This is a genomic window from Streptomyces sp. NPDC056169 (assembly GCF_042268445.1).
Taxonomy (GTDB): domain Bacteria; phylum Actinomycetota; class Actinomycetes; order Streptomycetales; family Streptomycetaceae; genus Streptomyces.
In genome coordinates this window covers 141,659-155,580 of sequence record NZ_JBHJUO010000009.1, presented here as the reverse complement: position 1 = coordinate 155,580, position 13,922 = coordinate 141,659, and the positions used below count along the sequence as shown (strand labels likewise).

The window sequence follows — 13,922 nt, the reverse complement described above, 5'->3', positions numbered from 1 at the left end:
GCACCAGGAGGATCCCGTGACCGCCCCCGCCCCGTCCGCCACCGCCCACCACGACGCGCTCATCGACCTCCTCCCCCCGCACTTCCGGTTCGGCGCCGCCACCTCCGCCTTCCAGATCGAGGGAGCCGCCGCCGAGGACGGCCGTACCCCGTCCATCTGGGACACCTTCTGCCGCGTGCCCGGGGCCGTCGACAACGGCGACACCGGCGACGTGGCCTGCGACCACTACCACCGCATGCCCGAGGACGTCGCCCTCCTCGCCTCGCTCGGCCTCGACACGTACCGCTTCTCCGTCTCCTGGCCCCGCGTCCAGCCCGGCGGCCGAGGCCCGGCCAACCCGGCCGGCATCGGCTTCTACGACCGCCTGGTCGACGAACTCCTCGGGTACGGGATCACCCCCTGGCTGACCCTGTATCACTGGGACCTGCCCCAGGAGCTCCAGGACGCCGGCGGCTGGCCGGCCCGCGACACCGCGTACCGCTTCGCCGACTACGCGGAACTCGTCCACGAGCGCCTCGGCGACCGCGTCACCCACTGGACCACCCTCAACGAACCCTTCTGCTCGGCCGTCCTCGGTCACGTCGAAGGGATCCACGCACCCGGCGGCCGCTCCCTCGCCGACGGCGTCCGGGCCGTGCACCACCTGCACCTCGCCCACGGCCTCGCGGTCCAGCGCCTGCGGTCCGCCGCCCGCCGTCCCCTCGACCTGGCCGTCACCCACCTCCTCGGCACCAGCCGGCCCGCCACCGACAGCCCCGCCGACCGCGAGGCCGCCCGCCGGGCCGACGCGATCGGCTTCCGCTTCTACCTCGACCCGATCCTGCGCGGCCGCTACCCGCAGGACCTGATCGACGACCTCGCCGCACACGGCATCGAGATCCCCGTCCGGGACGGGGACCTGCCGATCATCGCCGGTCCCATCGACACGCTCGGCGTCAACTACTACCGCTCCATGCGCACGTCCGGAGCCGACGAGCACGGCGCCACCACCGACGCCCGGGGCCTGCCCGTCACCCGCAACCTCCCGCACGGCGGCCTCCCGGTCACCGGCCTCGGCTGGGAGGTGATGCCCCACGACCTCACCGAGCTGCTCCTGCGCGTCTCCCGCGACTATCCCGGCACCCCGATGGTCGTCACCGAGAACGGCGCCGCGTACGAGGACCGCCCCGACGCCCACGGCTTCGTCGACGACACCGACCGCACCGCCTACCTCGCCGCCCACCTCGCGGCGGTGGCCCGGGCCCGTACCGGCGGAGCGGACGTCCGCGGCTACTTCGCCTGGTCGCTCCTGGACAACTTCGAATGGGCCTACGGCTACGACAAGCGCTTCGGTCTCGTCCGCGTCGACTACCCCACCCAGATCCGCACGCCGAAGCGCAGCGCCCTGTGGCTCCGCGACACGGCCCGGCGGGTCCGACGGTCCGCGTGATCGAGAAGCCCCGCCCGGTCGGCCGGGCGGGGCTTCAGCGACCTGCTGTGCGGGCGGTCAGCCCACCAGGTGGTTCTCGCGTGCGGGGCCCTCCGAGGGCACCGCGGGCCGCTGCGCGAGCTTCTCGCCCTCGACGTCGATGTTCGGGAGGAGCCGGTCGAGCCACTTCGGGAGCCACCAGGCGGCCTTGCCGAGCAGGGCGAAGAGCGCGGGCACGATGGCCATGCGGACGACGAACGCGTCGAAGAGGACGGCGGCCGCGAGACCGAAGCCGATCATCTTGACGAAGTCGTTGTCCTCGACGATGAAGCCCGAGAAGACGCTGGTCATGATGATCGCCGCCGCGCTGACGACCCGGCCGCCGTACCGGAACCCGGTGACGACCGCCTCGGCGGGGCGGGCGCCGTGGACGTACGCCTCGCGCATCCGGGACACCAGGAAGACCTCGTAGTCCATGGCGAGACCGAAGACCACGCCGATCATGAAGATCGGCAGGGTGCTCATGACCGGGCCCGGCTGGTCGACGCCGAAGAGGTCGGCGAGCCAGCCCCACTGGAAGACGGCCACGACGGCCCCGAGCGCCGCGGACACCGACAGGAGGAAGCCGAGCGCCGCCTTGAGGGGGACGAGCACGGAGCGGAAGACGAGCATGAGCAGGAGGAAGGCGAGGCCGACGACCAGGGCGAGATACGGGAGCAGGGCGTCGTCCAGCGTCCGGGAGAAGTCGATGAACATCGCGGTCTGCCCGGCGACCAGGATCTCGGAGGCGCCCGACCGGGACTCCAGACCCTCCGTCATGCCCCGGAGGGAGCGGACCAGGTCCTCGGTCCTCGCGTCGGTGGGACCGGTGGCGGGGACGAGGGTGACGAGGGCGGTGTCGCCCGAGGCGTTGACGGTGGCGGGGGAGACGGCGTCGACCCCGCGGACGCCCTCCAGGGCCGTGCGGACCCGCTCCGCCGCGGCCTTCGCGTCCCCGGCCTCGACGGTGACGGTCAGCGGCCCGTTGAACCCGGGACCGAAGGCGTCGGACAGCAGGTCGTACGCCTTGCGCTGGGTGGTGTGCGGGGCCATCGATCCCTCGCCCGGCAGGCCCAGTTCGAGGCTCGCGGCGGGTACGGCGACGGCGCCCAGGCTCACGACGCCGAGGAGCAGGACGGCGACGGGGTGCCGGAGCACGAGTCCGGCCCAGCGGGCGCCGAGGTTGGGCCTGTTGCGGGCCGCGCGCTTGTCGGCCTTGCGCTGCTGACGCTTCGACAGCGGCTTGCCGGTGTACTGCTTGCGGTCCCTGCGGGCCAGGACCCTGACGGGCGCGAAGCCGAGGAGCGCGGGCACGAGGGTGATCGCGACGAGTACGGCGACGGCGACCGTGCCGGCGGCGGTGAGGCCCATCTTCGTGAGCATCGGGACGTTCACGACGGCGAGCCCCGAAAGGGCGATGATCACGGTGAGGCCCGCGAAGACGACGGCGGAGCCGGCGGTGCCCACGGCACGGGAAGCGGCATCCGCGCGCTCCCGCCCCTCGGTGATCTCGGAGCGGTAGCGGGAAACGATGAACAGGGCGTAGTCGATGCCGACGGCGAGGCCGATCATCATCGCGAGCATCGAGGTCGTGGACGACAGACCGAGGGTGCTGCCCAGCGCGGCGATGCCGCTGACGCCGATGCCGACACTGATCACGGCCGTCAGCAGGGGCATGCCGGCGGCGACCAGGGAACCGAAGGTGAGGAGCAGGACGACGGCGGAGACGAGGATGCCGATCTTCTCGCCCGTCCCGCTCATCGCCTGCTCGATCGCGACGGCGTCGCCGCCCGCCTCGACGGCGAGGCCCGTGTCCCGGGCCTGCTCCAGGGCGTCGGTGAGACCGTCGTGCGCCGCGTCGGTCAGCTCGGTGGCGCGCGTCTCGTACGTGACGTACGCGTACGCGGTCGTCCCGTCCCCGCTCACGGCGTTCGCCTCGAACGGACCCGCCACACGCGCTACTTGAGGCGCCTCGGACAGATCCTTGACGAGCTGCTCGACCTGCGCCCTGCGGGCGGGGGAGGTGATCTTCTCGGCGCCGGGGGCGCGGATGACGACGCGGGCGGCGGCACCGTCCGCGCGGGCGTCGGGGAACTTCTCCTGGAGGAGGTCGAAGGCCTTCTGCGACTCCGTGCCGGGCATCGAGAAGGTGTCCGCGGGCGGCGCGGCGGCGGTGGAGGCCGCGACGCCCGCGCCGACGAGGGCCAGGAGCCACAGGAGGACGACCAGGCCCCGCCGTCGGAAGGCGAAGCGGCCCAGTTGGGCGAGGAAAGTGGCCACGGTGGAGGAATCCTGTCGGTGAGGTGATCGGTGGGTGAGGTGGTCGGTGGGTGGGGTGGTCCGTGCGTGGGGTGGCTCGTGGGCGGGCCGGGACGCCGCCGAGGGCATGCCGAAGACGCCGACGGCGGCGGACCGGTGTGGTGGGGAGGGATGCGGCTACGAGGCGGGGGAGGAGCCGGGGGAGGAGCCGCGCTACGCGAGGGTGATGACCGAGGCCGGGCAGACGCCGGCGGCGACGCGGACGGCCGCGTGCTGTTCCTGCGGCGGTCGGGCGTTCAGGAGGAGGACAAGGCCCTGCTCCTCGTCCTGGTCGAAGACCTGAGGGGCGGTGAGGGCGCACATGCCGGCGCCGAGGCAGCGTGCGCGGTCGACGCGGATGACCAGGGGATCCGTGGATTCCATGGAATCCACGGGATCAGCTCTCGTCCCAGGTGACCGGCAGCCGGTGTACGCCGTAGATGTTCATGTCCGTCCGCAGGGGCACCTCGTCGGCCGGCACGTCGAGCCGCAGCGTCGGGAACCGCCTCAGCAGCGCCGGCAGCGCCACCGTCATCTCGACGCGGGCCAGTTGCTGGCCCAGGCACTGGTGGATGCCGTGTCCGAAGCCCAGGTGTCCCGTGGCCTTGCGGTGGACGTCGAGGGCGTCGGGGTCGGGGAACCGCTCCGGGTCCCGGTTGGCGGCTTCCAGGGAGAGGGTGACGCTCTCGCCCGCCTTGACGATCAGACCGTCCAGCTCGACGTCCTCCAGCGCGGACTTCACGCTGGTGTGGGCGATGGTCAGGTAGCGCATGAGCTCTTCGACGGCCTGGGGGGCGAGCTCCGGGTCCGCCCGCAGCGCGTCGGCCTGGGCGGGATCGGTGAGGAGCGCGAACGTCCCGTGGGCGATCATGTTGGCGGTGGTGTCGAGCCCGGCGGCGAGCAGGAAGCCCCCGACGCCCACCAGTTCCTCGTCGGTGAGGTCCGAGTCCTGGGCCAGATCCCCGAGCAGGTCGTCGGCGGGTGCGGCGCGCTTGGCGGCGACCAGCTCGGCCATGTACTCCTGGAGCCCGACGTAGGCGGCGTACTGGTCCTCGGGTGACACGTCCCTGGACATGAGGGTGTCGGCGTGCCCCTGGAAGCGCCCGCGGTCGGCGTACGGGACGCCGAGCAGCTCGCAGATCATCAGCGCGGGCAGCGGGCGGGCGAAGGCCTCGACGAGGTCGGCGCCGGGGCCGCCGCGCTCCATCGCGTCCAGGTGCTCGGAGGTGATCTCCGCGACCCGGTCGGAGAGCTGCCGCATCCGGCGGACGGTGAACCTGCCGGTCAGGATGCGCCGGAAGCGGGTGTGCTCGGGCGCGTCCATCCCGGTCATGTCGCCGACCGGGGCGGGCGGCAGCGGGCCTTCGGGCCCCCCGGCGAAGGGGTAGTGCATCAGCTCGTACCGCGAGCTGAAACGGCTGTCCCCCATGATCGCGCGGACCGTGGAGTAGCCGGTGGCCAGCCAGCCGACGTGCCCGTCGGGGTACGTCATGCGGGCGAGCGGCCGTTCCTCGCGCAGCTCCGCCAGCCCGGCGGGCGGGTCGAAGGGGCAGCCGGCGGTGCGCCGGGTGGGGAGGGTGACGGGCTCGGGGTGGGGTAAGCGCTCCTGCTGCATGGTGTCCTCCGTGGTGGATGACGTGCGGTGGCGGGGAGTTCAGGCGCGGCGGATCACGATGTCGCCGACCCCGGTGTGGGCGTGGATCTCGACGGTCTCCTCGGCGGTGTCGGGACCCTCGGCGGCGCCGAGCGCGTTGCGCACGGTGCCGACCCGGGTGTTGACGTCCAGCCAGGCCGCGGTGGACTCCCGTACGCCGACCTCCACGTCGTGGGCGGCGGCCTGGAGCTGGATCACGCCCCGGACCACCTCGTCGACGCGGATGGCGCCGTTGGCGGACCTGGCGTCCACGGAGGCGTGGGCGAGGCCGACCGTGATGCGGCCGTTGGAGGAGTTGGCCTTCAGGTCACCGGTGATCTCGCCGATCTCGATCTCGCCGTTGCCGTTCTTGATGACGGCCGTGCCCGCGATCTCGCCGAACTCGATCCGGCCCTGACCGTGGATCTCGGCACGGCCGGTCGCCCGGTTGACCTGGATGTCGCCGTGGCTGGTCCGCAGGTGGGTGGCGCCGGCCTCGTCGAGCCGGATGTCGCCGAGCGCGGCCTTGACCCGGCACTCGCCGAGCGGCCCCTCGCTGGTGAAGTCCCCGATGGAGGCGGTGCCGTTGAGGCGCGAGCCGGCCGGCAGTTCGACGGTGATCTCGATCGAGCCGTGCTTGCCGAACGGTGAGCGCTTCTTCGGCCCCTTCACGGTCAGGGTGCCGTTGGCGTACGTGACCTTGGTCTGCTGGGCGACGCGTACGTCGACGTCCTCGGCTCCGTTGCTCGGCAGCACCTCGACGACCGTGTCCGTACGCTCGCCGGCCACGAGACGCACGTTCCCGACCTCGAAGTCCAGGATCGCGGTGATGGGCTCGGGGGTCTCGAAAGAAGGCATGGCTGTCCCGTCCTCTTGGCTCTGGTGTGTGAATGCGCAGGTGGTGCGGGTGACGTGGGGAGCGGTGGTCCGGCTAGCGGACCCATCCCCGGTAGCTCTGGCCCACCCGGGTGGCGCGCGGGGCGGGCCGGTCCGTGCCGGCCGGTTCCAGGGCGCCAGCCACCGCCCGTACGAGCCAGGCGTTGACCGACAGGCCCTCCTGGCCGGCGGCGTCCTCCACGCGGGCCTTGAGGTGGGCCGGGAGCCGGAAGTTGATGCGCGCGGTGCTCCCGTCGTCGCCGTCCCCGGCGGGTGGTGCCACCGGTGCCGTCCGTGGTGCCATCGGTGCCACCATGGGGGTGGCGTCCTCGTTCGGCGTCTCGGAGCCGAGCGGCGACGTCACCACGAACTCGGGGTCCGTCCCCCGCAGCCGTACGTCCACCGAGCCCGGCGCCAGCTCGCGGGTGATCTCCTCCGAGGCGGCGGACAGTGCGTTGAGGAGGGTCAGGCGGGCGGCCGACTCCAGGGGGGCGGTCAGCCGCTCGGCCAGGGCGCGCGCTTCGTCACCGCCGGCGTTGGCGGCGACCGCGAGCTCGTTGCGGAGGTGGTCGACGTAGGGGGTCAGGTCCATGAAGAGATAGTGGCACCACTGTGGCGCCATTGCAAGTCCCCGTGGCGCCAAATGGCGCCGCCGGGCGTCACCTGGTGCCATGCGGTGCCATGCGGTGCCATGTAGTGCCATGTGGCGTCGTGCGGCGCCGCATGGTGGTGCGCCATGCGCTGGGCTATTCGGCGTGCTGCCGCCGCACCATCTCCGTGATCCAGACCGGGGCGTACGGCGTTCCTCCGCGTGCCTATGGCGTGGGGCGAACGCGCGCCGGACCCGGTGCGGGCCCGTCCTCCACGCGGCCGATCACCACCAGGTGGCAGTTCGACGCGTCGACCGTGAGGCCCCCGTAGGGGGAGTAGTCGCCGGGCGCCTCGTACGTGAACACCCGGCGCAGGAAGGGGCCTTGGGAGGCGATCTCCGCGGCCATCGCCGTGTGGTCGAAGCCCGCGTACGTCGACGGGCCGACGTAGCCGACGGCCTCGGTGGCCCGTACGAGATGGGTGACCTCGGGCGTGCGGTGCGAGAGGGGGCAGAAGACGGGGACCAGGCCGGCGCGCATCACCGCGAACACGGTGGAGACGAACTCGGGAACGTTCGGCAGCTGGACGACGATCCACTGCCCGGGGCGGAGGCCGAGCAGCCGAAGCCCGGCGGCCATGCGGTCCACACGCCGGTTCAGGGCGGCATACGTGACGCGCGTGTCGCCGTGTACGAGGGCGGTCCGCTGCCCGTACTGCGCGGCCCAGCCGCGCAGGAGGTTGTCCAGCGTGTTGCCGCGCCAGTGCCCGGCCGCCCAGTAGCGGTCGGCGAACTCCTCGGGCCAGGGCGTACAGCCGTCGAGCATGGATGGCATCCGCTTCCTCTGCACTTCCGACAGAGGGGGAATCCCGCCGTCCTGGCTTCGGCCATGAAATCCGCCGGCACCTCCACGGACAAGACGCCTTCCCGACCAAGGGCGCGGAACGCCCTCGGCGGAAGATCCAATGAACGCCGTTGACCAGGGGAGACCGCAGGGCGACGGGTGTAGGGCGCGTGCTGCCGTGGGGTCAGGAGCGGCTGCTCGGCGCGGTCACTGCGCCTGCCGGGTGCGCGCGTAGTGGCGGCGGGCGCGGTCGCGGTTGCCGCAGTCGCCGGAGCTGCACCATCGCCGGGTGCCGCTGCGGCTGCGGTCGAGGAAGAACCAGCCGCAGCCGGGCCCTCCGCAGCGCCGGACGCGATCGAGGCCCGGGCCGGCCAGCAGGGCCTCGGCCTCCAGGGCGAGTGCGTGGCCCAGGTCGGCGAGCCGCCCCGTGCCGGGTTGCCAGCGCAGCGGGAACGCGGGCGGCAGTTCCGCGCTCTCGTGGGCCAGCAGGATCACCTGCCGGAGGTCGTTCCACGGGTCGGGCGGCGGGAGTTCGCCCTCGGTGAGCGCGTCCAGGACGGGCCAGAGCAGAGCGCGGAGGTGGTGCAGCGCGGCCAGTTGCCGCTCGGTCTCCTCGGCCTCGGCCGTCGCCAGCGCCTCTTGGAGCTCCGCGGACTGCCGTGACGTGAGCAGTCCGGCGGCGACGGCCCACCGCGCCCATGCCGTGCCGCTCTTCACCCGCTCGGCCCGGCGGTCGGGGTCGGTCCGCCAGGCGACGGTGTTGGCGAAGTCCAGTACCGGGTGTCCGCCCATGAGCGTCACACCGGCACTTGTGTCGGGCGTGCGTGCCCCGACGTCGGATCCGTTCTTCTCTGCTGCCACGGCATCAGTCTACCCGTCTAACAGGCATAAGTGCCTATGCCTGTTAGATTGCGGGGCATGACAAGCTCCCTGCCGGTGACGCGAGACGTCGCCACACCCCGTGAGCGCTTCCGCTCGGGGCTCCACGTCGGGTCCGGACTGGCAGCCGCCTCGTTCCTCCTCGCCACCAGCTTCGGCGCGCTGACGCAGGCGCAGGGCTGGGGCACCCTCGCGCCCGTCCTCTGCTCCCTGGTGGTCTTCTCCGGCTCCGCGCAGTTCGCCCTGGTGGCGGCCTTCGGCACCGGCGGAGGCATCGTCTCCGCCGTCACCGCCGCGGCCCTGATCAACAGCCGGTTCCTCCCCATGGGCATGGCCGTCGCCGGCGACCTCCGCGGCGGCCCGCTGCGCCGGGCCCTCGAAGGCCAGGCGGTGGTCGACGGTTCGTGGGCCGCGGCGCACCTCGGCGGCGGACGCTTCGACCGGTACGTGCTCTTCGGCGCGACCTTGATCCAGTGGCCGGCGTGGGTCGCCGGGACCGCGCTGGGCGTCGCCGTCGCTCCCGAGCCGGAGCTCCTGCACACGCTCGGGCTCGACGTCCTCACCCCCGCCCTCTTCGTGACGTTCCTGATCGGCGAGCTCCACAAGGAGCGGGCCAACCGACTGCCGGCGCTGCTCGGCGGGGCCATCGCGGCAGGACTGGTCCTCTTCCTCCCCACCGGGCCAGCGCTGATGGGCGCGGCCACCGCCGCCCTCATCGCCCTCGTCAGGCCCGCCACAGAGGCCCCCGCCAGGCCCGCTCCCGCCGACAGCCCCGCCGACTCCGCTGCCGAGGTGGACGCATGACCCTCTGGATCGCCATCGGCGCCGTCGCTCTGGTCAGCTTCACCTTCAAGGCCGTCGGGCCGGCGGTGCTGGGCAGCCGCGAACTGCCCGCACGCGCCCGGTCCGTGATCGCCCTCTTCGCGCCGGCCCTGCTCGCCGGCTTCCTCGTGACGGGCCTCGTCGGGCCGGGCTGGAGCGCCGTCGACCCCACCCTGTTCGCCGGACTCGCGGCCGTGGTCGCCCTGCGCCACTACAAGGCGCCGATGCCGGTGGCCCTCCTGGGCGCGGTGGGGGTCACGGCGCTCCTCCGGCTCTGGACCGGGTGAAATCCGGCGGTCGACCTCACCGGTCCGCCATGGCCTCCGCGATCGCCTGCCCGGTCGTGACCTTCGAGAGGTAGAAGTTCGCCTTGTGCGGGCTGGATCCGTTGTCGACCGTGTAGGTGCTGTCGAAGCGGGCACCCGGCGGGCGGTTCGTGTCGAAGACGGTGGCCAGGTCGGGGCGGGCGGCGACGAAGTCGTCCCGGTCCGCGAGGTTGATCCAGCGGGCGACGCACGACGGGAACGAAGGGGGCTGGAGAAGGCGGCGGTTGACGGCGCTCAGGCCGAGAGGGCTCCCGAGGGTGATGAACAGCGGCAGGGGCGACGTCCGCTCCCGAACCGCCTCGTAGGCGACGACCGACCCGAGACTGTGCCCGATGACGACGCGGGTGTCGTCGTCGAGGCACTGCCGGACCTGGTCGAGGGCGTACGTCCGGACATCGGGATCCGTCAGGTAACGGACCACCTGCCCCAGGGTCTTGTTGACGCGTCCCGCTCCGGCGAGGCCGGCCTGACTGAGCCACGGAAGCCGGTCGACCGCCGCGATCACTCTTCCCTTGACGGCGCCGATGCCCTGCGCCTGCTCCATGTCCTGCTCCAGCGCCCGCAGTTCGAGCCGCGCGTTCCCGGCGTCCCTCCTGCTGCTGGAGTCCGTGGCGTTGACCAGCCAGGCGTACGCGACCTCCTCGGCCGCGTCCTGCTGTGCGACGGGGATCCCGTCGGCGGGCCCGCCCTGGTCGGGGACGCCGAACTTCTTCCCGTAGAAGGCCATGCGGATGAGACGGGGCCCGTTGGGTGCCGGGGGCCAGAGCCGGTCGGCCAGGGTCGCGTGTCCGGCGTTGCGCACGCCTCCCGCGAGTGCGGGCAGCCAGGCGCTTTCGAGTGTGTCGGCCGCCTCTTGTTCCTGGGCGATGCCGTGGACCAGGATGATCGAAGTCATACCCGGACTCCTCTGTGCGGAGCTGCGTTCTCGGCCCCTGTGTTCCATTGTGGAGGTATGGCGGGCGAGCGAGCATCCCGGCGAGCCCTGGTGATCGGATCCCAGTGTGACGCCTTGGGTACGCTCGGTTTCCTGCCCGGGCTCGCGCAGGAGCTGGCCGACGTCCTGACCGCTCCCCGGCTGGGGGACTGCACCAGCGCGCTGGAGTCGGGGCCCGTCCTCCTGAACCCGACCCGTTCCGCCCTGGTCGGCGCGCTCGACGAAGCCTTCCGGAGCGCCGACAGGACGGAATCGACGCTGGTCCTGGCGCTCATCGGCCATGGGGTCTCCAGCGGCGAGGACTTCTACTTCCTCCCCGTCGACGGGACCGGCCTGGGCCGCTCCGGCGAGGACGTGCTGCTCTCCCAGCTCCTCAAGGAGCAGTTGCGGGACTCGCCGCGGCTCGACGGACTGCTCGTCCTCCTCGACACCTGTCACGCCGGCGTGGGTGCGGCGCAGGCCGGTGCCTGGCGCGAGGTCGGCCTCGGCCGCCACCTGAGACGCTACGAGATCCTGACCGCGAGCGCGGACGCCCCCGCCTTCGGCGGAAGGGTCACGGAGTGCCTGATCGAGGTGGTGCGCCGGGGAGTCGGCAACGCCGGGTCCACCGTCGACTCCCGGTACCTGCGGAAACCCATGATGGAGGCCGCCGGCGACCAGCGGCCCCAGCGCATCACCCACGACGGAGGCAGCTGGGCGGCGGACGGCGACGAGGGCCTGTGGTGGGCCCACAACGCGGCACGCGCCCTGGTCGGTGCGGGATCCGACGCCGCTGTCGCGGTCCTGGACAGGATCACCGAGCTCACCGGCCACATCCAGCCCACGGCCGTCCTGGGAGAGCTGGTGGCCGCGACGGAGTCCAGCACACGTGTGGCACTGGTCGGCCCGCGAGGGAGCGGGAAGTCGACCCTCGCCGCAGCCCTCGCCCTGGGGCCCGACGAGTTCCTCCATGGCATCGTCTTCGGTACGCGGTCGAGTACCGTCGCCAGCGTCGCCGAGACACTGGCCGCCGAACTCCGCATCACGGTTCCCGGGTTCCCCGAAGCCGCCCAGGACTACCTGTCACGACTCAGCCCCGCCGAGCGGGAGGGTTTCGACGCGCTGGAGCAGCACGTCCTCGGTCCCCTCGCGCTCGTTCGACCCCCTTCCCCCGTACGCCTGGTGATAGACGCCTTGGACGAACTGCCCACCGCGACCCGGAGCGTTCTCGTGCGAGCGCTGAGCGCGGCGGGCCCCCACGTGCACGTCGTCACCACCGGCAGACCGGCCTCCGTCCGGGTCACCGGAAGCGTCCTCGTCGACACCGACCGGACCGGCCCCGAGGCCATCGAGGCGTACGCGCGCGGACGCGGCGTCGCGGAGGCCCACGTCCCCTCCATCGTCCGGCGGGCCGACGGGAACTGGCTACTCGCCCACCTCCTCACGGACAGCGCACTGCGCCCCGGCTACTCCCCGGCGGCCCCGGGCGACGACACGACGGCCGTCCTCCGAGCTCTGTACGAGGGCGAACTCATCGCGGCGGGTGCCGACGACCCGACGGAGTGGCGCACCGCCATCCGGCCCGTCATCGGCGCACTGGCCGTCGCCGCCGCGGGCCCCACCGTCCCCCTCCCGCTGCTCGTCGCCGCCAGCCGCCACCTGCACGGCCCCGGCACCGTCACCCAGGTGCGCGACACCCTCGTCCGCCTCTCCGGGCTCGTCGTCCGCACCCGACCGGGGCAACTGGACGAACACGTCGGCCTGTTCCACGCGAGCCTCGCGGAGGACTACCTGCTCCGGCCGGGTCGACGCCCAGTTCGGCATCGACCCGGCCGACTGCCACGCCGCCATGGTCGCGGCCATCGACGAGTGCGCACCCCTCGCCCAGCACACGCCGCAGAGCCCGCTGCACCGGTACGCCCTCCGGTCCGAGGCCCGGCACCGCTGGTACGCCTCCCACGACTCCGCGGCCGTCATCCACAGCCTGCTCGGCCGCCCCGCCGAAACCGTCGTCGACGAACGGGAACGGTGGCAGCCCTGGCCGGCGGCCTTCGCCGCGGTGCTCGGGCCCGAGCACGCGAACACCTTCTACGCCCGGTCCGAGCTGGCCCGATGGACGGGGATGGGCGGAGACGCGGCCTCGGCCCGTGACCAGTACGCCGCACTGCTCCCTGTCATGGAGCGCGCGCTGGGTCCCGCGCACCCGAGCACGCTGGTCCTTCGTACCTGCCTCATCGACTGGACGGAGGCGGCGGGCGGCACGACCGGCATGCTCGATCGGCACAGCGAGCTGCTTCCCCTCTTCACCGAGGTCAGGGGGGCGTCACACCCGGACACGCTGGCCGTCGCGTTGAACGTGGCGCGGAGCATCGGGACGGCCGGGAACGAGACATCCGCGCGAGACCAGTGCGCCCGACTTCTGCCGGTCTTCGAGCAGGTGCTCGGCCCGGAACACCGCCACACGCTCACCCTGCGGAGCGAGCTCGCCAAGTGGACCGCGGCCGCGGGCGACAGGGACGCCGCTCTCGACCTGAGCGAGGAGTTGCTCCCCGACCTGGAGCGCGTGCTCGGTCTGCACGATGAGGTGACCCTGGCCTGCTGGGACCACGTCGCCGGCTGGATCGGAGAGTCGGGTGACCCGGGCAACGCGAGGGCGCTGTGCGTCGAGCTGGTGGGTGTGCGAGAACGCGTCCTCGGAGCGGAGCATCCGGACACCCTGAGAGCGCGGGAGAGGCTCGCCCGATGGACGGGGGCAGCGGGGGACCCGGCCGGCGAGCGTGACCTGGACGTACAGCTGCTCCCTGCGATGAATCGGGTGCTCGGTTCGGAACACCCGCTCACGCTGACCTTGCGCTGCAATCTCGCCAGTGCGACCGCGCGGGCGGGCGATCCGGCAACGGCCCGTGACATGCAGGCCGAGGTGTTGCCGGTGCTCGAACGAGGGTGGGGACCTGAGCACCCCGATGTGATCGGGCTCCGGCACAATCTCGCAACCACTATCGGCCGGGCCGGCGACGAGACGATCGCCCGCGACCAGTGCGCCGCACTGATACCGGTCTTCGAGCGGGTACTCGGCCCGGAACACCCCCGCACGCTCCACCTCCGGTTGGACCTGTCCACCTGGACGGGCGTGGCCGGGGACGCGAACGCCGCCGCCCGGCAATGTGCCGTGCTCCTGCCGCTCGCCGAGCGGGTCCTCGGGGCGGACCACCCGATCTCTCTCGCCGTGCGGGACAGCCGCGACACCTGGCGGTCGCGATGGCGGCCACGGCTCCGTGGCGGCAGACTCCTGTAG

At 72.7% G+C, this 13,922-nt stretch carries 13 protein-coding genes; 5 read left to right on the top strand and 8 right to left on the bottom strand.

Features of this window, described 5'->3' with window-relative positions; genetic code table 11:
• Positions 1-16 precede the first annotated feature (16 nt).
• Positions 17-1,429, top strand: coding sequence for a GH1 family beta-glucosidase (locus ACFC0G_RS16615; protein WP_376403641.1), 1,413 nt, complete (start codon positions 17-19; stop codon positions 1,427-1,429).
• A 57-nt stretch (positions 1,430-1,486) separates the two neighbouring features.
• Here ACFC0G_RS16615 and ACFC0G_RS16610 read toward each other — a convergent pair whose 3' ends face one another.
• The 7 genes from ACFC0G_RS16610 to ACFC0G_RS16580 all read right to left on the bottom strand — a co-directional run bounded on the left by ACFC0G_RS16610 (position 1,487) and on the right by ACFC0G_RS16580 (position 8,548).
• The gene (locus tag ACFC0G_RS16610; protein WP_376403639.1) at positions 1,487-3,727 is read right to left on the bottom strand and encodes an MMPL family transporter; all 2,241 of its coding nucleotides are present in this window, start codon (positions 3,725-3,727) and stop codon (positions 1,487-1,489) included.
• Between the two features lie 192 nt (positions 3,728-3,919).
• Positions 3,920-4,129, bottom strand: a complete 210-nt coding sequence (locus tag ACFC0G_RS16605) for a ferredoxin (protein ID WP_376403637.1) — start codon at positions 4,127-4,129, stop codon at positions 3,920-3,922.
• 13 nt (positions 4,130-4,142) lie between these two features.
• Positions 4,143-5,360 carry a cytochrome P450 gene (locus ACFC0G_RS16600; RefSeq protein WP_376403635.1) on the bottom strand — a complete coding sequence of 406 codons (1,218 nt, stop codon included), beginning with the start codon at positions 5,358-5,360 and terminating at the stop codon, positions 4,143-4,145.
• Between the two features lie 39 nt (positions 5,361-5,399).
• Positions 5,400-6,236: a DUF4097 domain-containing protein gene (locus ACFC0G_RS16595; RefSeq protein ID WP_376403633.1), complete on the bottom strand. Its 837-nt coding sequence runs from the start codon at positions 6,234-6,236 to the stop codon at positions 5,400-5,402.
• Between the two features lie 73 nt (positions 6,237-6,309).
• The gene (locus tag ACFC0G_RS16590; RefSeq protein WP_376403631.1) at positions 6,310-6,846 is read right to left on the bottom strand and encodes a hypothetical protein; all 537 of its coding nucleotides are present in this window, start codon (positions 6,844-6,846) and stop codon (positions 6,310-6,312) included.
• A 223-nt stretch (positions 6,847-7,069) separates the two neighbouring features.
• Positions 7,070-7,678 (bottom strand): AMP-binding protein, encoded by a 609-nt coding sequence (locus ACFC0G_RS16585; protein WP_376403629.1) that lies wholly within the window; start codon positions 7,676-7,678, stop codon positions 7,070-7,072.
• A 216-nt stretch (positions 7,679-7,894) separates the two neighbouring features.
• A complete protein-coding gene (locus ACFC0G_RS16580; protein ID WP_376403627.1) occupies positions 7,895-8,548 on the bottom strand; it encodes a CGNR zinc finger domain-containing protein in 654 nt (217 codons plus the stop codon).
• 57 nt (positions 8,549-8,605) lie between these two features.
• Here ACFC0G_RS16580 and ACFC0G_RS16575 point away from each other — a divergent pair, with 57 nt between their 5' ends.
• Positions 8,606-9,370: an AzlC family ABC transporter permease gene (locus ACFC0G_RS16575; protein ID WP_376403625.1), complete on the top strand. Its 765-nt coding sequence runs from the start codon at positions 8,606-8,608 to the stop codon at positions 9,368-9,370.
• Positions 9,367-9,675: an AzlD domain-containing protein gene (locus ACFC0G_RS16570; RefSeq protein WP_376403623.1), complete on the top strand. Its 309-nt coding sequence runs from the start codon at positions 9,367-9,369 to the stop codon at positions 9,673-9,675. Before ACFC0G_RS16575 ends, ACFC0G_RS16570 begins: the two co-directional genes overlap by 4 nt.
• A 16-nt stretch (positions 9,676-9,691) precedes the next feature.
• Here the strand turns inward: ACFC0G_RS16570 and ACFC0G_RS16565 are convergent, their stop codons facing one another.
• Positions 9,692-10,609, bottom strand: coding sequence for a hypothetical protein (locus ACFC0G_RS16565; RefSeq protein ID WP_376403621.1), 918 nt, complete (start codon positions 10,607-10,609; stop codon positions 9,692-9,694).
• A 114-nt stretch (positions 10,610-10,723) separates the two neighbouring features.
• Between ACFC0G_RS16565 and ACFC0G_RS16560 the strand changes: the two genes are divergently transcribed.
• Complete coding sequence (locus ACFC0G_RS16560; protein WP_376403619.1) at positions 10,724-12,778, top strand: hypothetical protein; 2,055 nt, start codon at positions 10,724-10,726, stop codon at positions 12,776-12,778.
• Entirely contained in the window at positions 12,750-13,922 is a 1,173-nt protein-coding gene (locus ACFC0G_RS16555) for a tetratricopeptide repeat protein (protein ID WP_376403617.1), read from the top strand. Before ACFC0G_RS16560 ends, ACFC0G_RS16555 begins: the two co-directional genes overlap by 29 nt.